Raw genomic sequence first — 20,067 nt, forward strand, 5'->3', positions numbered from 1 at the left:
CTATGTTTGAACTGAGCTTGCTGTGTCCCGAAGACCGGGTTGACCTGTTGAGCGACGCGCTCGACGCCCTGGATGCTTTGAGTGTGTCGGTCGAGGATGCCGATGCCCAAACGCCTGCCGAGCAAGCCCTTTTTGGCGAGCCCGGCATGCCGCCGCCCAAAGACGGTTGGCAGCGTTCTCGCATGGTGGCCTTGTTTGCACAAGAGGCCCCAGCTCAGGAAGCCGTCACCTTGCTGCAGGCGCAAGATTTTTTTGATGGCTGCCTCGTGCTGGGTGTCGTGGCGGTCGCTGATCAAGATTGGGTGCGGTTGACGCAGTCACAGTTTGCGCCGGTTGAGATCACTGCTGATTTTTGGATCGTGCCCACTTGGCACGAGCCGCCTGAACAAGCGCGTCAGATCATCCGTTTGGATCCAGGCTTGGCCTTTGGAACCGGGACCCACCCCACCACGCGCATGTGTTTGCGCTGGATTGCTCAGCACGGTGTGCATGGCCAGCGGGTGCTGGATTACGGCTGTGGTTCGGGCATTTTGGCCATTGGAGCGGCCAAGTATGGCGCGCAGCAGATTGACGCTGTGGACATTGACGATGCAGCGGTGTCGTCCACTGAGCTCAACGCCCAAGCCAACAACGTCCAATTGCAAGCCGGTTTACCCGACCAAGCTCAGGGCCTGTACCAGACGGTTTTGGCCAACATCTTGGCCACTCCCCTCAAGGTTTTGGCCCCATTGCTTTGTTCACATGTGGCCCCCGGGGGGGCGTTGGTATTGGCAGGCATTTTGGAGCGACAGGCGGACGAACTCAAGGCGGCTTATGCGCCATGGCTTGCGCTTGAAGTGACCGACAGCGAGGATGGGTGGATATTGATGACCGCCACATCGACAGCCTCAGCCTCCCGTCCTTTCTGAACACTGGCAAGTGTTGCCATGACGGTCACTGAGCCATGAGTTGGATCACCCGCTGCCCAGCTTGTGGCGTGACTTACCAGGTGGTGTCTGACCAACTCAAAATTGCCCAAGGCTGGTTGCGTTGCGGACAATGCCGCCACGCTTTCGACAGCACGGGCATGGCCCTGCCTTGGCCTGTGGAGGCAGAATTCGCCGCTCATGAAGTGCCTGCCGAAGTTCCAGTGGAGCGTTTGGCGCTGGAAGATTTGCTCAAACATGAAGACAGGCCGGTCGAGCACACGCCTGTGGCGGCTTTTGAAGAAGCCGTGGCGACCTTCCCTCAACCTTTGACGCCGATCAAGACCGTGACAACGTCCGAGGTTTTTGGTGTGCCCTTGGGTGATTTGCTCACCCCTCATGCTGAAACAGAGGATGTGTTGCCCGCATTGACGCCCCAAGCATCGACTGGGTGGCCTTGGTTGGTGTCAGGGTGTCTGCTGCTGGCCCTGGCGCTCCAATGGGTCGTCATTGGCCGCCATCAGCTGGTGGCGGCAGAGCCAGCCTTGACCGTGCCGGTGGCATGGGTCTGCCGGCTCTTGGGTTGCGACATGGCGCCGTTGGCTGTGCGCGATGGTGTGGTCATTGAAAACTCCAGCATGACGCCGCGTGATGGCGGTCTGGCCTTGCTCTGGACTGTGCGCAACGTGTCCCCACAGGCTTTGGAAATGCCGGCATTAGAGCTGACTTGGCTGGATGCACAAGACAAAGTCTTGGTACGCAGGGTTCTGCGGCCCAGCGAGCAAAATGCGCCCCCAGCCCTGGCGCCTGGTCAAGTTTGGAGTGGCCAATTGCAACTGCTGCCTGTCGAGGGTTTACAACCCATGGGCTACCGATTGGTCAATTTTTACCCCTGATCGCTTGCCGTCTGCGATTCACTGAGCGGCAAGACCACCCTTAAAAAAAGCCCAACACTGTGACCAGTGCTGGGCTTTGCGCTCCGTGCGTCGAACGATGTTGACTCAGGGCTTGGCGGCCGAAGGAAACGGCCATGCAGCTTGAGGATTCAGCGTTGTTTGTGCAGCGGGGGCAGCGGGTGCTTTGGATGCCTTCTTTGCAGCAGGCTTTTTGGCAGCTTTTTTCACGGCAGGCTTTTTGGCTGCTGGTTTTTTGGCTGCTGTTTTCTTGGCCGCGGCTTTTTTAGCTGGAGCGGCTTTTTTGGCTGCTGGCTTTTTGGCTGCTGCGGCTTTAGGTGCTGCGGCTTTAGGTGCTGCGGCTTTCGTGGCGGCTTTGGCTGGAGCGGCTTTTTTGGCTGCTGGCTTTTTAGCGACGACGGCTTTGGGCGCTGCTTTTTTAGCTGGGGCAGCTTTGGGGGCTGCTGGCTTTTTGGCGGCTACTTTTTTAGCTGCTGGCTTTTGGGCAGCAACAGCTTTTTTGGCTGGAGCGGCTTTCTTAGCAGCAGGCTTCTTGGCTGCGGCTACTTTCTTAGCAGCAGGTTTTTTGGCCGCGACGGCCTTCTTTGCGGGAGCAGCTTTTTTTGCCGCTACTTTTTTTGCAGTTGCCATGATTTTCTCCTTGATCAAGTTGAGAACTCAACGGAAAGGGAACGCTTGGTGCTTGTTGGATTGCACAAAGCGATCCATGGTACTGAGGAAGCCCTCAAGACCATGAACGCAGAAAAGCCACATCGCTCACAGCCCGAAGGCCATGAAGAATGTGGCTTGAAAAGAGGGAACATTCGAGAGGTGTTCAGAAGATCAGTCCCAAGACAAAGCCCCGCCGGTTTGATACTCAATGACCCGGGTTTCAAAGAAATTGCGTTCTTTTTTCAGGTCAATCATTTCGCTCATCCAAGGGAATGGATTCTCTTCGTTCGGGAAGAGTGCCTCCAAACCGATCTGGGTGGCGCGGCGGTTGGCGATATAGCGCAAATAGCCTTTGAACATGGAGGCATTCATGCCCAAGACGCCACGCGGCATGGTGTCTTCTGCATAGCGATACTCTAATTCGACCGCATGCAGGAACAGTTCCTTGATTTCAGCTTTGAACTCGGCCGTCCACAGCTGAGGGTTCTCGTGCTTGACGGTGTTGATCAGGTCAATGCCGAAATTGCAGTGCATGGATTCATCGCGCAAGATGTACTGGTATTGCTCAGCCGCACCTGTCATCTTGTTTTGGCGACCGAGAGCCAAAATTTGCGTGAAGCCGACGTAGAAGAACAAACCTTCCATCAAGCAAGCAAACACGATCAAGGACTTGAGCAAAGTCTGGTCAGTCTCTTGGGTGCCGGTCTTGAAGTGCGGATCCATGATGACGTTGATGAACGGGATCAGGAACTCGTCTTTGTCGCGGATGGATTTAACTTCGTTGTAGGCGTTGAAAATTTCGCTCTCGTCCAAGCCCAAGGATTCGACGATGTATTGGTACGCATGGGTGTGGATCGCCTCTTCGAAGGCTTGCCGCAACAAGAACTGCCGGCACTCAGGCGCTGTGATGTGACGGTAGGTTCCCAGCGTGATGTTGTTGGCAGCCAAAGAATCAGCCGTGACAAAGAAGCCGAGGTTGCGCTTGACGATGCGACGCTCATCCTCCGTCAGGCCGTTCGGGTCTTTCCATAGGGCGATGTCGCGGTTCATATTCACTTCTTGCGGCATCCAGTGGTTGGCGCAAGTGGCGAGGTATTTTTCCCAAGCCCATTTGTATTTGAACGGGACCAGTTGGTTGACATCGGTCTGGCCGTTGATGATGCGTTTGTCGGCGGCATTCATGCGGCGTGGCGCCGCTGTGGGGGATGCGGCGGCAGAGGCTGCAGGTGCACCAGCGCCGTTGAATGAAGGCATCGCAGATGGCGACGCGGGTTTGACTTGATCGTCCCAGGACAACATAAATATTCCAGTTCTCAAATTATGAAAGCAAGCGTGAGAAATTCAAAGAAGCGATTGACGATTTTGATGCGGACACACGAGAAGTGTTGTGCGATTGCATCGCACTCGGCTTGTCACAGCAAAGTGCAATGCTTTTCAAGTCACTGACAAGCCTCGCAGCCGACATCGTCAATGGCCACAAATTTGACGTCGGTGGCAGGAGATGTGCTCATTGGCGCTTGTGCAGCCGCCGCAGCTTCTGCTGGATTCATGCCGGAGGACGAAACTGCATTGTGTGAGCCGGCGTTCACAGTGGATTTTTCCACTTGTGTGGCGCTGGATGTGCGCAAGTAATACGTGGTTTTCAGGCCGCGCAACCAAGCGAGCTTGTAGGTGTCATCGAGTTTTTTGCCTGAGGCCCCGGCCATGTAGATGTTGAGCGACTGGGCTTGGTCAATCCATTTTTGACGTCGTGCGGCAGCCTCGACCAACCAAGTGGTTTCAACTTCAAATGCAGTGGCGTACAAAGCCTTGATTTCTTGCGGGACGCGATCGATGGGGCGCAGTGAACCATCAAAGTGTTTGAGATCCATGACCATCACGTCGTCCCACAGGCCCAAGCGCTTGAGATCCCGCACCAGGTAGGCGTTGATCACGGTGAACTCGCCCGACAAGTTGGACTTGACCGAGAGGTTGCCAAAGCACGGCTCGATGGAGGCGTCCACACCAATGATGTTGGAAATCGTGGCGGTTGGGGCTATGGCGACGCAGTTGGAGTTACGCATGCCATCTTGGGCGATTTTTTGACGCAACGAATCCCAATCTAAGGTGGATGAGCGGTCCACTTCGACATAACCACCGCGCTCACGTTCGAGCAATTTCAGTGTGTCCAAAGGCAAGATACCTTGGTCCCACAGCGAGCCTTTGTAGGTGGCGTACTGACCGCGTTCTCTGGCCAGTTCAGTCGATGCCCAGTAGGCGTAATAGCAAATCGCTTCCATCGACTGGTCCGCAAATTCCACAGCGGCTTGAGAGGCGTAGGGTGTGCGCATCTCGTACAAGGCGTCTTGAAAACCCATCAAGCCCAGACCGACAGGACGGTGGCGCATGTTGGAGTCGCGGGCCTTTTTGACGGCGTAGTAATTGATGTCGATCACGTTGTCCAGCATGCGCATGGCGATGGTGATGGTTTTTTTCAGCTTCTCGTGGTCCAGCACTTTGCCTTGGCCGCTGTCTTTCAAGTGCCGGGATAGGTTGACCGATCCCAGGTTGCACACGGCGGTTTCGGTGTCACTGGTGTTGAGCGTGATCTCCGTGCACAGGTTGGAGGAGTGCACCACGCCGACGTGCTGCTGGGGTGAGCGCACGTTGCAAGGGTCTTTGAAGGTGATCCAGGGGTGGCCGGTTTCAAACAGCATCGACAGCATCTTGCGCCACAGGTCGGTCGCAGGCACCGTTTTGCTCGGTTTGATTTCGCCGCGCTCGGCTTTTTGCTCATAAGCCACATAAGCCTTTTCGAAGGCCAAGCCGAACAGATCGTGCAAATCGGGCACATCGGAAGGCGAGAACAGGGTCCAAGTGCCTTTTTCCATCACGCGGCGCATGAACAAATCTGGAATCCAGTTGGCCGTGTTCATGTCGTGCGTGCGGCGGCGATCGTCGCCGGTGTTTTTGCGCAGCTCCAAGAACTCTTCGATGTCCAGGTGCCAAGTCTCCAAATAAGTGCAGACGGCCCCTTTGCGCTTGCCGCCTTGGTTCACAGCCACAGCGGTGTCGTTGACGACTTTCAGGAAAGGCACGACACCTTGCGATTCGCCGTTGGTGCCCTTGATGTGAGAGCCCATGGCGCGCACGCGGGTCCAGTCGTTGCCCAAGCCACCGGCAAATTTGGACAACAGGGCGTTTTCCTTGATGGATTCGTAGATGCCGTCCAGGTCGTCCGGTACGGTGGTCAGGTAGCAACTCGACAGCTGTGAACGCAAGGTGCCACTGTTGAACAGGGTGGGCGTGGAGGACATGAAGTCGAACGAGGACAGGACCTCGTAAAACTCGATGGCGCGGGCTTCTCGGTTGATCTCGTTGAGCGACAAGCCCATGGCCACGCGCATGAAGAAAGCTTGGGGCATTTCGATGCGTGTTTTGCGCACATGCAAGAAGTAGCGGTCATACAGTGTCTGCAGGCCCAGGTAATCGAACTGCAGATCGCGTTCTGGCTTGAGCGCTTGGGCCAATTGTTTCAGATCAAACTGCAGCAATTTTTCATCCAGCAGGTCGTTGTCCACGCCCTTTTTGATGAACTGAGGAAAATAGTTGACGTAAGCCTCACCCATGTCGCTTTGCGGAACTTCTTGGCCCAAAATCTCCTTGGCGATGGTGTGCATCAGCAAACGGGCGGTCACATACGTGTAATCGGGGTCTTTTTCGATCAAGGTACGCGAAGCCAAGATGGAGGCTTTGTAGACCTCTTCCATGGGCACGCCGTCGTACAGGTTGCGCATGGTTTCAGCCACGATAGGCTCGGGGCTGACATCTTTGCCCAAACCGGCACAGGCATTGACCATGAGCGATTTGAGGTAATCCAGGTCCAGGGCCACGCGTTGACCACCATCGATCACATGCAATGGAGGAGCGCTGGGCTGTGGCGCTGCTTCTTGCTGGTGTTGGGCGCGTTCTTGCGTGCGGCGCTCACGGTAGAGCACATAAGCGCGCGCGACTTCGTGGTTGCTGCTGCGCATCAGGCCCAGTTCAACTTGGTCTTGCACGTCTTCGATGTGAAACGTGCCACCGCCGGGACGTGATCGCACCAAAGCGCGAACCACGTTTTGGGTCAATTCTTCAACCACTTCACGCACACTGGCTGACGCTGCACCTTGTGTCCCATGGACAGCCAAAAAGGCTTTCATCAGGGCCACGGCGATTTTGTTCGGTTCAAACGGAACCACGGCGCCATTGCGGCGAATGATCTGGTAGTGGGCCAGTGCTTGCAGGCTGGGCGTGCCATGGGACGTGGTTTCTGGCTGGCGCATCAGAGCGGGCGATGAGGTGGCAATGTTCAGGTCTGTTTGCATGGTGATGGATGTGATTTTTATTGGATCTGAGGGCCTGTGCGAGGCGCGAAAATCAGCGCTTTGTGCAGTTGTGGAAATTTGTAAGAGACACTATATCTGGTGTCTGACAGCGGCACAAGCCACTACAGGTAGTGTACTGGGCAGTTTTGTCACTTTCTTGCAGCATCGTCAAAATAATCTGCACGACGTGGCCGTGAAGCCTGTTTTCATGTTCTAAAAAAATGCCTTGGAAGGCCTGATTTGATGGGTTTTGAGCTTGTGATTTCAAGCCAGTGTTGGCTTGGCAAGCACTTTAGGGCAGCGCACCTTGATGGCGTGGGAACCGTCGGGTGTTGGTTCTGCGGTTCATGCTGCTCCTGGCGGTTTGAACAGCCCGCAGGGGGAAGGTAAATTTTTTTTTGACGGACGGTCAAACGCTCTGGTCAGGAAAGGCTTGCGGCGGAAAGTTCAGCATCTTTTGAAGACGCCGCCAGTCAAAGCCGGGACCGGGGTCCAGTTTGCGTCCAGGCGCAATGTGTTCATGCCCGGCGACATGCGCGATAGGGTAGTGGTGCTCCAGTTGCTGGCACAAACGGGCCAGGGTCTGGTATTGGGCATCTTCGAAAATATCGCCTTCCAATCCTTCAAGTTCAATGCCGATCGAATTGTCGTTGCAATTGCTTTGGCCTTTGTATTGAGAGGCCCCTGCATGCCATGCGCGGTCGTCGCAGCTGACAAATTGCCACAGCGTTCCGTCGCGCCTGATGTAGAAGTGGGATGACACCTCCAAGCCGCGAATGCTTTGGAAATAAGGGTGGGCATCCCAGTCGAGCTGGTTGGTGAAAAAACGTTGTACTGCATCGCCACCATAGTGGCCTGGCGGTAAGCTGATCGAATGGACCACGATCAAGTCGATGCAAGCTGCCACAGGTCGCGGTCCAAAATTGGGAGACTTCAATTGCTGGGCTTGTAGGTGCCAGCCATGGTGCCAAATCGCAGGAGGCGTATCAGAGGGCATGGGGATGCGCAAATGACTTAGACCGGGTTGCGGTCTTGTGCGGCAGTGCGGTGCTCGGTGCTGCAATAAAGCCCTTTTTGACCCGAGACGGCTTCTTCTTGTGGCAGGTGGATACCGCAATGGGCGCAAGTGATCATCTCGGCAGGTGCCGTTTCTTGGGGTTTTGCAGCCGTTGGTGACTGGGGCCTACGCCCGCGCTTGACAGCCCAAATGACCACCATCACCAACAACAAGATCAGCAAATATTTCATCCCATGCGCCCCAACAACACTTCCATGACAAATCGGGAGCCTGCATAAGACAGGAGCAGCAAACCTGCCCCGATGTAGAGCACCCGCACGGCCCGGCGGCCTCGCCAGCCCCATTGGCTGCGGCCCCACAGCAAAACAGCAAAGGTCAGCCAAGACAGCAAGGCAAAAATGGTTTTGTGGTCCCAGCGCCAGTGGCCTTGCCCTTGGCCGTAAAGGGCATCACCAAACAAGACCCCGGCAACCAAGGTGGCCGTCAGCAAAACGAAGCCCGCCAGCACGAAGCGGAAGGTGAGCCGTTCAAGGGTCAGGAGTGGCACGCCACTGCTGGCGTCGTGGGCTTGCCGGATGTCCCGCTCTGCGCGGGTCATCATCCAGGCATGAACCACCGCTGCGCCAAACATGCCGTAAGCCGACAAACCCAATGCCCAATGCAAAGGCAGCCAAGCAGAGGCTTGCGCTGACAAGGGCGTGCCCGGGAAGAACCAAGCCAGCACGACGGCGACGGCCCCCAAGCTGCCCATCGCCCAGCGCGCTTTGAATTTGGGGAAAAACTGACTCTCTAATATATAAGCGCTCACCACCAGCCAAGCGGTCACTGAAATCGCTGGCGCAAAGCCAAAGTGCACCGGGCCAACCAGCAAAGTCAGCAGGGCCAGTGCATGTGCGACCCACGCGACCCCCAGCAGGCGACGCGCATGCGCATGGGACAGGCGCTCTCCCGCCAAGGCGGGTAAGCCATAGGCCAATGCCGCCAGCACAGTGGCAGGCAGCATCCAAAATGGGGGACTCGCTAAAATCATGTGACCGAGTTTAGCCTTTCAGGCGCCGCCACTGGGGCGACGCCAACATGCTGGACATGAATTAGCTGGATTTTCCCATGGCCTCCGCCCTGACCGACAAACTCTCACGCCTCGTCAAGACCCTCAGCGGACAGGCCCGCATCACCGAATCGAACGTGGCCGACATGCTGCGCGAAGTGCGCATGGCGCTGCTCGAAGCCGACGTGGCCCTGCCGGTGGTGCGCGATTTCATTGCCCGGGTGAAAGACAAAGCCCTGGGCCAGGAAGTCATGGGCTCACTCAAGCCCGGCCAGGCTCTGGTGGGTGTGGTCAACCGCGAATTGGCCGCCACCATGGGCGAGGGCGTGTCGGACATCAACCTGGCCGCGCAGCCGCCCGCCGTGATCCTGATGGCCGGTTTGCAAGGTGCCGGTAAAACCACCACCACCGCCAAGCTGGCCAAACACCTGATTGAAAAGCGCAAGAAAAAAGTGCTCACCGTCTCGGGTGACGTGTACCGCCCTGCAGCCATTGAACAGCTCAAGACCGTGACCGCGCAAGCGGGCGCCGAATGGTTCCCCAGTTCGCCTGAGCAAAAGCCGATTGACATTGCCCGCGCCGCCATCGATTACGCCCGCAAGCACTTCTTTGATGTGCTGCTGGTCGACACCGCAGGTCGTTTGGCGATTGACGAAGCCCTGATGGCCGAAATCAAGGCGCTGCACGCCGAACTCAAGCCCGTCGAAACCCTGTTTGTGGTGGATGCCATGCAGGGCCAGGACGCGGCCAACACCGCCAAGGCTTTCAGTGACGCTTTGCCGTTGACCGGCATTGTGCTCACCAAACTCGATGGCGACTCACGCGGTGGTGCCGCTCTGTCGGTGCGCCAGATCACGGGTGTGCCCATCAAATTTGCGGGCACCAGCGAGAAGATTGATGGTCTGGAAGTGTTCGATGCCGAGCGCCATGCGGGCCGGGTGCTGGGCATGGGTGACATCGTGGCTTTGGTTGAGCAGGTCACTGCGGGCGTGGACATGGAGGCCGCGCAAAAGCTGGCCGCCAAGGTCAAGAGCGGTGGTGGGTTTGATCTGAACGACTTTTTGGCCCAGATCCAGCAGATGAAGCAAATGGGCGGCCTGTCCAGCCTGATGGACAAGTTGCCCAGCCAACTCACGGCCAAAGCGGGATCGATGGACATGGACAAGGTCGAAAAGGACATTGGCCGCAAGCAGGGCATCATCCACAGCATGACGCCGCAAGAGCGCAAAAAACCCGAACTCATCAAAGCCACCCGCAAACGCCGCATCGCCGCGGGCGCGGGCGTTCAGGTGCAAGACGTCAACCGCATGCTCAAGGAGTTTGAGCAAATGCAAGACATGATGAAAAAAATGTCGGGCGGCGGCATGATGAAAATGATGAAACGCATGGGGGCCATGAAGGGCATGATGGGCGGCGGCGGGGGCTTTCCCGGTATGCCACGTTGAGCAGGGTAGGCCATCCGACGATGACGATTTTGTTCATATACGGCACTTTGTTGCCCGGACTCCGATTGCAAGCTGAAATGCGGGGGGCGCGTTTTGTGGGCGCAGCCCTCGTGCCGGGTCGCTTGGTGGATGTGGGGCGTTTTCCGGGTTTGCTGGCGGGTGCAGGGTCCGTCACGGGCGAACTCTATGAGGTGGATGACGCGCACTTGGTCCGATTGGATCGGGTGGAAGGCATGGTGCGAGGCGACCGCGAGGCTTCGCAATACTGGCGCGAAGCCGTCACCGTGCTCAGCGGCCCGCTGCAAGGGCAGTCGGTGCAGACCTATGTGTACAACCGCCCGGTAGACGGCTATACGCCCATCGCGCACGGTGACTACCGCCGCTACATCCGCGAAGTGGGCCGCGAATCCTGATGGTTTTCAGGTCGGCCGCTTCGGCCCCGACACGCCGGCCTCAACCCTTGATCACCAATTCGCCGCGCAGCGAGTGAGACAGGCCTTGGGTGATGCGCACATCCGCCATCTGACCGATCAGGCGGTCCATGTGGGGGCCGCCTGGGAAGTTCACCACCCGGTTGCACTCGGTTCGGCCTGCCAGCTCGGTGGCGTCCTTGCGTGAAGGGCGCTCCACCAAAATGCGTTGCACGGTGCCCACGCGGCTCTCGCCGATGCGCTGCACGTTCTCTTCGATGGTGGCTTGCAGGTGGTGCAGGCGGCGCAATTTTTCGGCGTGTGGCGTGTCGTCGTGCAGGTTGGCTGCAGGCGTACCGGGGCGGGGGCTGAAGATGAAGCTGAAACTCGTGTCAAAACCCACATCGGTGATCAGCTTCATCATCTTGTGGAAGTCGTCCTCGGTCTCGCCCGGGAAGCCCACGATGAAGTCGCTGCTGAGCGACATGTCGGGGCGAATCGCCCGCAGCTTGCGGATCGTGCTCTTGTATTCCATGGCGGTGTAACCGCGCTTCATGGCCATCAAGATGCGGTCCGAGCCGTGCTGCACCGGCAAGTGGAGGTGGCTCACCAGTTTGGGGATCTTTTCATAAGCGTCAATCAAGCGCTGGGTGAACTCGTTGGGGTGGCTGGTCACGTAGCGGATGCGCTCGATGCCTGGCATGTCGGCCACGTACTCCAGCAACAGCGCAAAGTCGGCAATGTCGGAGGTGCCGCCCATTTTGCCCCGGTAAGCGTTCACGTTTTGGCCCAGCAGCGTGATCTCTTTCACGCCCTGCGCGGCCAGGCCCGCCACCTCGACCAGCACATCGTCAAAGGGGCGCGACACTTCTTCGCCCCGGGTGTAGGGCACCACGCAATAGCTGCAGTACTTGCTGCAACCTTCCATGATCGACACAAAGGCGGTGGCGCCTTCCACCTTGGCGGGGGGCAGGTGGTCAAATTTTTCAATCTCGGGGAAGCTGATGTCCACCTGCGGGCGCTGCTTGCGCTCGCGCTCGGCGAGCAACTCGGGCAGGCGGTGCAGGGTTTGCGGGCCAAACACCACGTCCACATACGGTGCGCGCTTGATGATCTCGGCACCTTCTTGGCTGGCCACGCAGCCGCCCACGCCAATCAGCACACCCTTGGCTTTCAGGTGCTGTACCCGGCCCAGATCGCTGAATACTTTTTCTTGTGCCTTCTCGCGCACCGAGCAGGTGTTGAACAAAATCAAATCGGCCTCGTCAACATCTTGTGTGGGCTCGTAGCCCTGGGCCGCGCCCAGCACATCGGCCATCTTGTCCGAGTCGTACTCGTTCATCTGGCAGCCAAAGGTTTTGATGAAGACCTTCTTGCTCATGCGGCCTCCACGACATGGAGGGAGGGGATGCAGTCAAGGCAAAGCAAAGCACGCCCGCGAGGGGCCAAAGTGCAGCGGTTCATGGTGTAGATCCAGAGGCTGTGAAAAAGACAAGCGCAGATGCGCTTTGGAAGGGACAGATTATCGCAGGCGAGCGCCAGCTCAGTTTCCGGTGTTCTCAATCGCCTTCGGCTTGAAAAACATCGGATACGCCCTTTGCACCGTCGGGCTGTCATAGGCCCAGCTGTGGCATTGGCCCAGGTGGTAGGGCGGTTTCGTCACTTCGGGCTGGGGCTTGCCGGCCAGTTCGCGGCGGTGCCATTGGCCTGCGGGCAGGGTCTGGTAGGCGGCAGTGGCCATGTTGAACAGCAGCTCGCGCAGGTGGGTGCAACCCTGGGTGCCGCCGATGTGTTCGTTGATGACCTTGCGCCAGCCCGGACCCATGGTTTGGCCAATCAGTGTGTGCATGCTGTGCGGTGCGCCCGCGCATTCAGGGTGGGGGATGTCGTCCATGGCGGTGACGATGTCCTGGATCACCATCTTGTTGTTGAGCGTGACGCGGATTTTTAGCCCGTGGATCGGCTCATTGGCTGCAAAGGGCCGCTCATTGGGCACCGAAAAACCATAGGTTTTCACATCGCTCAGTTCGGCTTCAATGTCCCACTGGCCGTCTTCGCGGTCAAAGCCTTGGTACACCACGGTACGCGTATGTGACAGTTTTCGGGGGGAGGGGGGTGGAAGTGCCAATGGAAATCTCGCGGGTCTGGTGTTCAATCTTCTGATCATATCGATGCAGGAGCCTTCACGATGACCGCCATCAAGTCCAATGCCATTCATCCCGCTGTTCGCCGCCAGACCATTGCCGATGCCCTGCGCCGCACGGCGATCCGTTTGCCTTCCAAGACCGGCATCGTGTGCGGTACCACCACCTGGACCTATGCCGAATTCGACGCCCTGGTCACCCGCTTGGCGGCAGGCTTGTCCCGCATCGGCGTGGCCGAGGGCGACAAGGTGGCGGTGCTGGCGCGCAACTCGCATGGTTTTGCGGCGCTGCGCTTTGCGTTGGCACGCCGGGGCGCGGTCATGGTGCCCATCAATTTCATGCTCAAGGCCGACGAAGTGGCCTTCATTTTGCGCCACGCTGGCGCCCAGACATTGGCGACCGACAGTGGCTTGGCTGAGCTGGCGCAGGCTGCATCCAAGTTGGACACACAGGTGCAGCAATTCATCTGGCTGCCGTCCGAGGACCCCAGTCAGCCCGTGGCGGGCATGCACAGCTTTGACGCACTGGCCGCCTGCCAGGATGCGCTGGCCGAGGTGCAGCTGGGCAGCCACGACGTGGCGCAGATCGTCTACACCAGCGGCACCGAGTCGAGTCCCAAAGGTGCACAGCTCACGCACGACGCCGTGATGTGGCAATACGTCAGCTGCGTGATCGACGCCGAAATTGCCGAGGCCGATGTGGCCCTGCATGCGCTGCCGCTGTACCACTGCGCCCAGCTCGACGTGTTCTTTGGCCCGGCCATTTACATGGGCAGCACCAATGTGATCACGTCCAAACCCACACCCGACAACCTGCTGCCCATGCTGGAAAAGTTTGGCATCACCAGCTTCTTTGCGCCGCCCACGGTGTGGATTGCGCTGTTGCGTTCACCGCTGATGGCTGCGGACAAACTCGCCAAGCTGGCCAAGGGCTACTACGGCGCGTCCATCATGCCGGTGGAGGTGCTCAAAGAACTGGCGGCGCGACTGCCACAGGTGCGTTTGTGGAACCTGTATGGCCAGACCGAAATTGCGCCGCTGGCCACCCTGCTTGGCCCAGACGACCAGCTGCGCAAACCGGGTTCGTGCGGTAAAGCGGTGCGCAACGTTGAAACGCGGGTGGTGAATGAGGCCCTGCAGGATGTGGCCGTGGGCGAGGTGGGTGAGATCGTGCACCGCTCGCCGCACCTGATGCTGGGCTATTTTCACGACGACGAGCGCACCCAGGCTTCGTTTGAGGGCGACTGGTTCCACAGCGGGGATCTGGGCATGATCGACGATGAGGGTTACATCACCGTGGTCGACCGCAAGAAGGACATGATCAAGTCCGGCGGCGAAAACGTGGCCAGCCGCGAGGTCGAAGAGATGATTTACCGCTTGCCTCAAGTCAGCGAAGTGGCGGTGATTGGCCTGCCCGACCCCAAGTGGGTCGAGGCCGTGACCGCCGTGGTGGTGGTCAAGGCTGGGCAGACCCTGGACGAGGCGGCCGTGATCGCACACTGCGCCCAGCTCATGGCCGGATTCAAATGCCCTAAACGTGTGATCTTGACCGACGCGCTGCCCAAGAATCCGAGCGGCAAACTGCTCAAGCGGGATTTGAGGGTGCGCTACGGCTGAAATGCGGAGCCTTGCCCTCTGGCGTTTGACAGGCCAGGTCCGGCGATGCGTTGACCAAGGGAAATCCCTGATGAAATGTTCCATGCATAAGACTTGAATGTCCTATTGACAGGACAATGGGACTGTTCCACGATGGCGGTCATGGATGCCCATTTGCCTTTACCCAAGTACCACCAGATCTATCTGGTGCTGCGCGAGCAATTGCGTGAAGGCCGCTTTGACGATGGCTTGCCGGGGGAGTTGACCCTGATGGAGCAGTTTGGCGTGGCGCGTGTCACCGTACGGCGTGCTTTGTCTCAGCTGGCTGAAGAGGGCTTGATTCAGCGCGAGCCTGGACGCGGCACTCGGCCAGTGTTGGCGCGTGCCCATGAGGTGCAGATGCAAGCCTCCACCATGGCGACTGGCCAGCAGGCGCGTTTGACCGGACTGCTGGAGAACTTGGTCACCATGGGCATGCGCACCAAGGTGAAAGTGCTCAGCGTCGAGCGCATGCGGGCCCCGGTGGACGTGGCGGCTGCGCTCAAGCTGCTCAGCACCTCGCTGGTCCAAAAAGCCGAGCGTGTGCGCAGCACGCCCGAAGGCCCTTTGTCGCACATCACCACATGGGTGCCTGATGCGATTTCGGCGGGTTTTGGCAAACGTGAGCTGGCGCAAAAACCCATTTTGGTGCTCCTTGAAGAGTCGGGCGTCAAGGTGGGGCGGGCCGAACAAACCATTTCGGCCCGATTGGCCGATGTGGGCATGGCCCAGCATTTGGATGTGTCCGTCGGATCGGCCTTGTTGGCGGTGCGGCGTTTGATTTATGACGAGGACGACCGTCCCGTCCAATGGCTGCATGGCTTGTACCGACCGGACCGGTACGAATACCAGATGCAGTTATCCCGCGTTGGCAGCATCGACGCCAAGGTGTGGGTAAGCCAAGAGCTGTCCGCCAACTTTCATTGACCTACATAAAGGATGTTTTCATGACCTCACGTCGCACTTTCATGGGCCAGTCCGCAGCTGCGGCCTCTGCCCTCGCGTTTCCCTTGGTGGGTGGGGCTCAACCCAAACCCATCAAAGTGGGTGTTTTGCACCCCGTCACCGGTGCTTTGGCCTACTCGGGCCAGCAATGCCGCTTGGGTGCTTTGATGGCGATCGATGACATCAACAAGGCCGGCGGCATCAAGTCGCTGGGTGGCGCCAAGATCGAAGCCATGCTGGGCGACGCGCAGTCCAGTCCTCAAGCGGGAACGGCCGAAATTGAGAAAATGAACGAAGCGGGCGTGAGCGCTGTGGTGGGTGCTTTCGCCTCGGCCATTTGCTTGGCCACCACGCAGGCGGCAGCCAAATACAACTTGCCCCACGTGGTCGATGTCGGCGTGGCCGACCAGATTGTCGAGCGCGGCTTGAAAAACACCTTCCGCTTTGGTCCTGGCTACAAGAAGTGCGCTGAAGTGGCTGTGGCCAGCTTGCACGCCCTGAACACTGCCGCAGGCAAGCCTGCCCGCACGGTGATGATCGTGCACGAAGAGTCCTTGTTTGGCACCGGTACGGCCAACTTGCTGGCCAAAGAGTTGCCTGGCTATGGCTACGAAGTGAAAGAAATCATCAAGCACGCCAACCCCACGCGTGACTTTAACAACATTGCGCTGCGCATCAAGCAGGTCAACCCTGACATCCTGATTCCGGCCAACTACTACAACGAATACGCCTTGTTGGTGCGCACTTTGCAGCAGCAAAAGATCACCCCCAAGGCGATCTACTCCGTGCTCGGTGGTGCGGCTTCGAGTTATAAGTTTGTCAAGGAATTCCCTGAGGCGGCCAACGGCATCATCGACTGCAACCATTGGTTCAACCCCAAAGACAAGCGCTCGGCTGAACTCAAAAAACGTGTCGAGGCACAGGGCCAGTTCTTCAGCTATGAGGTGTTCATGACTTACACCGCCATGATGCTGTTGGCCGATGCCATCGAGCGCGCCAAGTCGCCAGACCGCGCCGCCATCACCGATGCTTTGGCGTCCAGCAAGTTTGCCAACCACATCATGCCCTATGGGCCCACTCAGTTTGTCAATGGCCAGAACATGGGCGCACAGCCTTTGATGACCCAGGTTTACAAAGGCGACATCAAGGTGATCGTGCCGCGCGACTACCGCGAAGTCGAGCCTGTGTTTCCGTTGAAGACCTGAGCGGCGTTGATCTGAAAGACCCCGATGCTGGACTTCAACATCCTGTTTCCCTCAGTGCTCAACGGCATCACCACCGGTGCCGTGTATGCGCTGATCGCGCTGGGCCTCACGCTCATTTATGGCGTGTTGCACATCATCAATTTCGCCCACGGTGCGGCGTTGATGGTGGCGCTGTATGGCGTTTACATGCTCAAGGAAAAGCTCGGGGTCGATCCCTACATGGCCCTGCCCATCATGGTGCCGGCCATGTTTGTGCTGGGTTATGCGCTGCAGCGCGGTGTCATCAACCGCGCCAGCCACGGCAAGGATGAAAACATCTTGCTGGTCACGCTGGGCATTTCCATCGTGCTCGAAAACTTGGCGCTCTTGTTCTTCAAGTCCGACACCCGCACCATCGACACCGCCTACACCTTGACCACGGTCGAGATCGGCCCCGCCTTCATCGCGTTGCCCAAGCTGGTGTCCTTTGCTGGGGCCTTGGTGGTGTCGGCTGTTATGTTGCTCATCGTGCAAAAAACCGACTTGGGCCGTGCCATCCGTGCCGTGTCCAAAGAAAAGCAAGGCGCACGTTTGATGGGCATTGATGTGGACCATGTCTACGCCATGTGTTTTGGTTTGGGCCTGGCCAGTCTGGGCGCAGCGGCTTGCTTTTTGATGCCCGCGTATTACGTGAACCCGCAAGTCGGCAACGGTTTTGTGCTGGTGGCCTTCACCATCGTGGTGCTGGGCGGCATGGGCAGTTTCGCCGGGGCTTTGCTGGGCGGCTTGCTGATTGGCGTGGTGGAGTCGCTGGGCGGTTTGCTGCTGGGTGAGTCGCTGGGCCAGGTGGGCATTTTTGTGATTTTCATTGCGGTGCTGTTGCTGCGGCCGCAAGGCTTTTTTGGAGCGAAGGCATGAAAGACTTTCGCCACATCGCACTGTTTGTGCTGCTGGTGGGGGCGGTGCCCTTGTTCACCGATTCGGGCGTGATGCTCAATTTCGTCATGACGTCTTTGTACGCCTGCCTGCTTTCGCAAGCCTGGAACGTGCTGGGCGGTTTTGGGGGGCAGTTTTCTTTTGGCCATGCGCTGTTTTTTGGCACGGGCGCTTATGTGCAGGCCATCGCACAAATGCAGTGGGGCCTGAGCCCCTGGGTGGCTTTGCCGCTGGCCATGGCTTTTGCGGCAGGCGTGGGCGCTTTTGTGGGTGCGGCCTCGTTCCGTTATGGCCTCAAGGGTTCTTATTTCGCGCTGGTCACGCTGGCTTTTGCCGAGGTGTTCCGCATTTTGGCCACCTCGGTGCCTTTCACCGGTGCGGGTGTGGGCCTGATGCTGCCGCTCAAAGAGTCGGCCGCCAACATGCAGTTTGGCAGCCGCGCCGGTTTCATCTGGCTCATGCTGGGCCTGGTCGCTCTGGCGCTGTGCATCACCGCTTGGCTGCGCCACTCTCGTTTTGGCGCTTACTTGCAAGCGGTTCGCGACAACGAAGACGCGGCCCGCGCCATTGGCGTGAACCCCTTCAGTGTCAAGCTGATCGCCACCATTTTGTCGGGCGGTTTGATGGGCGCTGCTGGCGCGTTTTATGTGCAGGTCTTCCAGTACATCGACCCAGGCATTGCCTTTGGGGCGCACACCTCGGTCGAGGCCTTGGTGGGTGCGATTGTGGGTGGCATGGGCACACTGTGGGGCCCGCTTTTGGGCGCGGTGAGTCTGCACATCCTGGCCGATGTGACGCGCAATTTGTTCGGTCAGCTGCCCGGTATCAACATGGTCATTTATGGCGTGGTGCTGATCATGATCGTGATGTTCTTGCCGCGCGGTATTGCGGGGCTGGGCGCCATCACGCCGCTGCAGTGGTTGCGTGGCAGCAAGTCGGATGGAGACAAATCATGAGCACGCTGCTGCAAATCGAGGGCGTGGGCAAGTCCTTTGGTGGCTTGAAGGCCGTGCAAAACGTCAGCCTGTCGGTGACCGAAGGGCGCTTGAGCGCCTTGATTGGCCCCAACGGCGCAGGCAAGACCACCTTGTTCGCGCTCATGTCGGGCTTTTTGACGCCGGACACGGGCCGTGTGGTGTTTGCTGGCCAAGACATCACCGGCCAGCCCCCGCACCTGAACGCCCGCATGGGCCTGACACGCACCTTCCAGATCGTGCAGCCTTTTGCCGCACAAACGGTGCGTGAAAACATCGCGGTGGGGGCGCATCTGCATTTGCCGCGTCGCGCCCAAGCTTTGGAATTTGCCGAATCGGTGGCAAGCCAAGTGGGCCTGATGCCTCAGCTCGACAAACTGGCCAGCGACCTGACGGTGGCGGGGCGCAAGCGGCTGGAGCTGGCGCGTGCCCTGGCCACACGACCCCGCTTGCTGCTGCTCGACGAGGTGTTGGCAGGCCTGAACCCCCAAGAAATTGCCGAGATGATTCCGGTGGTTCAAGGCATTGCCCAAAGCGGCGTGACCGTGCTGATGATCGAGCACGTCATGCAAGCGGTGATGAGCCTGGCGCAAGAGGTGTGGGTGCTGGCGCAGGGGCAGCTGATCGCCCAAGGCACACCTGCCGAAGTGACGAACAACAAAGCCGTGGTGGAGGCTTATCTGGGCCACGGCACGGCCGAACGTTTGCAAAAGAACGCAGCCCAAGCCAAAGCAGCGCAGGAGGTTCAGGCATGAGCGCGTTGTTGAATGTGCAGGGCCTCAAATCCGGCTACGGTGTGGTCGAGGTCTTGCGGGGTGTGGACCTGCAGGTCATGCCCGGTGAGCTGGTGGCGCTGCTCGGCAGCAACGGCGCTGGAAAGACCACCCTCAACCTCACGCTCAGCGGCTTGGTGGCCACGCGTGGGGGACGAGTGGGGTTTGACGGACAGGACATCACGGGTCTGCACTCGCGCCAGGTGGTCATGCAGGGCTTGATACAGGTTCCAGAAGGCCGCAAGGTTTTCCCCAACCTGAGCGTGCACGAGAACCTGGAGCTGGGCGCCTTCACCCGAGGCCGTGAGCGCAAGCAGCAAAACTTGGACAAGGTCTACGAAACATTTCCGCGACTCCAAGAGCGTGTGGCCCAGTTGGCGGGCACCTTGAGCGGTGGCGAGCAGCAGATGCTGGCCATTGGCCGGGGCCTGATGGCCGAGCCGCGTTTGCTGATTCTGGACGAGCCCTCGCTGGGTTTGTCACCCCTGTTGGTGGAAGAGATGTTTGGCCTGATCTCGCAGCTGCGCAGCAGCGGCTTGGCCATCTTGCTGGTGGAGCAAAACGTGGGCCAGTCGCTGGACATCGCCGACCGTGCTTATGTGATGGAAAACGGCCAGATCCGTTTTTCTGGCACACCCGCCGACTTGCTGGCCAGTGACACGCTGAGACAAGCCTATTTGGGCATGTGAACGCCCTCGGGTTGCCTTGGCCCATGGGCACAGGGACCCGATTGAATTTTT

Annotated in this window: 19 protein-coding genes; 11 read left to right on the forward strand and 8 right to left on the reverse strand. The window is 58.7% G+C overall.

Annotated elements, in window-relative coordinates:
- The first annotated feature begins 2 nt into the window (after positions 1-2).
- Positions 3-908 carry a 50S ribosomal protein L11 methyltransferase gene (gene prmA / locus ACHEXK_RS01720; protein ID WP_416547528.1) on the forward strand — a complete coding sequence of 302 codons (906 nt, stop codon included), beginning with the start codon at positions 3-5 and terminating at the stop codon, positions 906-908.
- Between the two features lie 35 nt (positions 909-943).
- Positions 944-1,801, forward strand: coding sequence for a zinc-ribbon and DUF3426 domain-containing protein (locus tag ACHEXK_RS01725; protein ID WP_416547529.1), 858 nt, complete (start codon positions 944-946; stop codon positions 1,799-1,801).
- Positions 1,802-1,906: 105 nt separating this feature from the next.
- On the opposite strand, the gene ACHEXK_RS01730 is transcribed toward ACHEXK_RS01725, so the two are convergent.
- The 6 genes from ACHEXK_RS01730 to ACHEXK_RS01755 form a co-directional block, all read right to left on the reverse strand.
- Positions 1,907-2,449: a histone H1-like repetitive region-containing protein gene (locus ACHEXK_RS01730; RefSeq protein ID WP_416548817.1), complete on the reverse strand. Its 543-nt coding sequence runs from the start codon at positions 2,447-2,449 to the stop codon at positions 1,907-1,909.
- A gap of 192 nt (positions 2,450-2,641) precedes the next feature.
- Complete coding sequence (locus ACHEXK_RS01735) at positions 2,642-3,769, reverse strand: ribonucleotide-diphosphate reductase subunit beta (protein ID WP_416547530.1); 1,128 nt, start codon at positions 3,767-3,769, stop codon at positions 2,642-2,644.
- 140 nt (positions 3,770-3,909) lie between these two features.
- On the reverse strand, positions 3,910-6,816 hold the full coding sequence (locus tag ACHEXK_RS01740) for a ribonucleoside-diphosphate reductase subunit alpha (RefSeq protein WP_416547531.1): 2,907 nt from the start codon (positions 6,814-6,816) through the stop codon (positions 3,910-3,912).
- Between the two features lie 409 nt (positions 6,817-7,225).
- On the reverse strand, positions 7,226-7,813 hold the full coding sequence (ampD, locus tag ACHEXK_RS01745; protein WP_416547532.1) for a 1,6-anhydro-N-acetylmuramyl-L-alanine amidase AmpD: 588 nt from the start codon (positions 7,811-7,813) through the stop codon (positions 7,226-7,228).
- 17 nt (positions 7,814-7,830) lie between these two features.
- Positions 7,831-8,064 (reverse strand): PP0621 family protein, encoded by a 234-nt coding sequence (locus tag ACHEXK_RS01750; protein ID WP_416547533.1) that lies wholly within the window; start codon positions 8,062-8,064, stop codon positions 7,831-7,833.
- Entirely contained in the window at positions 8,061-8,837 is a 777-nt protein-coding gene (locus tag ACHEXK_RS01755) for a cytochrome C assembly family protein (RefSeq protein WP_416547534.1), read from the reverse strand. Before ACHEXK_RS01755 ends, ACHEXK_RS01750 begins: the two co-directional genes overlap by 4 nt.
- Positions 8,838-8,941: 104 nt before the next feature.
- Here ACHEXK_RS01755 and ffh point away from each other — a divergent pair, with 104 nt between their 5' ends.
- Both ffh and ACHEXK_RS01765 read left to right on the forward strand, forming a co-directional pair.
- Entirely contained in the window at positions 8,942-10,327 is a 1,386-nt protein-coding gene (gene ffh, locus ACHEXK_RS01760; RefSeq protein WP_416547535.1) for a signal recognition particle protein, read from the forward strand.
- A 20-nt stretch (positions 10,328-10,347) separates the two neighbouring features.
- Complete coding sequence (locus ACHEXK_RS01765) at positions 10,348-10,740, forward strand: gamma-glutamylcyclotransferase family protein (protein ID WP_416547536.1); 393 nt, start codon at positions 10,348-10,350, stop codon at positions 10,738-10,740.
- Between the two features lie 40 nt (positions 10,741-10,780).
- Here the strand turns inward: ACHEXK_RS01765 and miaB are convergent, their stop codons facing one another.
- On the reverse strand, positions 10,781-12,118 hold the full coding sequence (gene miaB / locus ACHEXK_RS01770; RefSeq protein WP_416547537.1) for a tRNA (N6-isopentenyl adenosine(37)-C2)-methylthiotransferase MiaB: 1,338 nt from the start codon (positions 12,116-12,118) through the stop codon (positions 10,781-10,783).
- Positions 12,119-12,280: 162 nt separating this feature from the next.
- Positions 12,281-12,865, reverse strand: a complete 585-nt coding sequence (locus ACHEXK_RS01775; protein ID WP_416547538.1) for a DUF2889 domain-containing protein — start codon at positions 12,863-12,865, stop codon at positions 12,281-12,283.
- A 60-nt stretch (positions 12,866-12,925) separates the two neighbouring features.
- Here ACHEXK_RS01775 and ACHEXK_RS01780 point away from each other — a divergent pair, with 60 nt between their 5' ends.
- The 7 genes from ACHEXK_RS01780 to ACHEXK_RS01810 all read left to right on the forward strand — a co-directional run bounded on the left by ACHEXK_RS01780 (position 12,926) and on the right by ACHEXK_RS01810 (position 20,016).
- Positions 12,926-14,497 carry a fatty acyl-CoA synthetase gene (locus tag ACHEXK_RS01780; RefSeq protein WP_416547539.1) on the forward strand — a complete coding sequence of 524 codons (1,572 nt, stop codon included), beginning with the start codon at positions 12,926-12,928 and terminating at the stop codon, positions 14,495-14,497.
- Positions 14,498-14,638: 141 nt separating this feature from the next.
- On the forward strand, positions 14,639-15,442 hold the full coding sequence (locus ACHEXK_RS01785) for a GntR family transcriptional regulator (protein WP_416547540.1): 804 nt from the start codon (positions 14,639-14,641) through the stop codon (positions 15,440-15,442).
- A 20-nt stretch (positions 15,443-15,462) separates the two neighbouring features.
- A complete protein-coding gene (locus ACHEXK_RS01790) occupies positions 15,463-16,665 on the forward strand; it encodes an ABC transporter substrate-binding protein (RefSeq protein WP_416547541.1) in 1,203 nt (400 codons plus the stop codon).
- A 24-nt stretch (positions 16,666-16,689) separates the two neighbouring features.
- Positions 16,690-17,562, forward strand: coding sequence for a branched-chain amino acid ABC transporter permease (locus tag ACHEXK_RS01795; RefSeq protein ID WP_416547542.1), 873 nt, complete (start codon positions 16,690-16,692; stop codon positions 17,560-17,562).
- Positions 17,559-18,536: a branched-chain amino acid ABC transporter permease gene (locus ACHEXK_RS01800; protein ID WP_416547543.1), complete on the forward strand. Its 978-nt coding sequence runs from the start codon at positions 17,559-17,561 to the stop codon at positions 18,534-18,536. The genes ACHEXK_RS01795 and ACHEXK_RS01800 overlap by 4 nt, the downstream gene beginning before the upstream one ends.
- Positions 18,533-19,309, forward strand: a complete 777-nt coding sequence (locus ACHEXK_RS01805; RefSeq protein WP_416547544.1) for an ABC transporter ATP-binding protein — start codon at positions 18,533-18,535, stop codon at positions 19,307-19,309. Before ACHEXK_RS01800 ends, ACHEXK_RS01805 begins: the two co-directional genes overlap by 4 nt.
- Positions 19,306-20,016 carry an ABC transporter ATP-binding protein gene (locus ACHEXK_RS01810; RefSeq protein WP_416547545.1) on the forward strand — a complete coding sequence of 237 codons (711 nt, stop codon included), beginning with the start codon at positions 19,306-19,308 and terminating at the stop codon, positions 20,014-20,016. Before ACHEXK_RS01805 ends, ACHEXK_RS01810 begins: the two co-directional genes overlap by 4 nt.
- Positions 20,017-20,067: the final 51 nt, after the last annotated feature.

This window comes from Limnohabitans sp. DCL3 (assembly GCF_048019295.1).
GTDB lineage: Bacteria > Pseudomonadota > Gammaproteobacteria > Burkholderiales > Burkholderiaceae_C > Limnohabitans_A.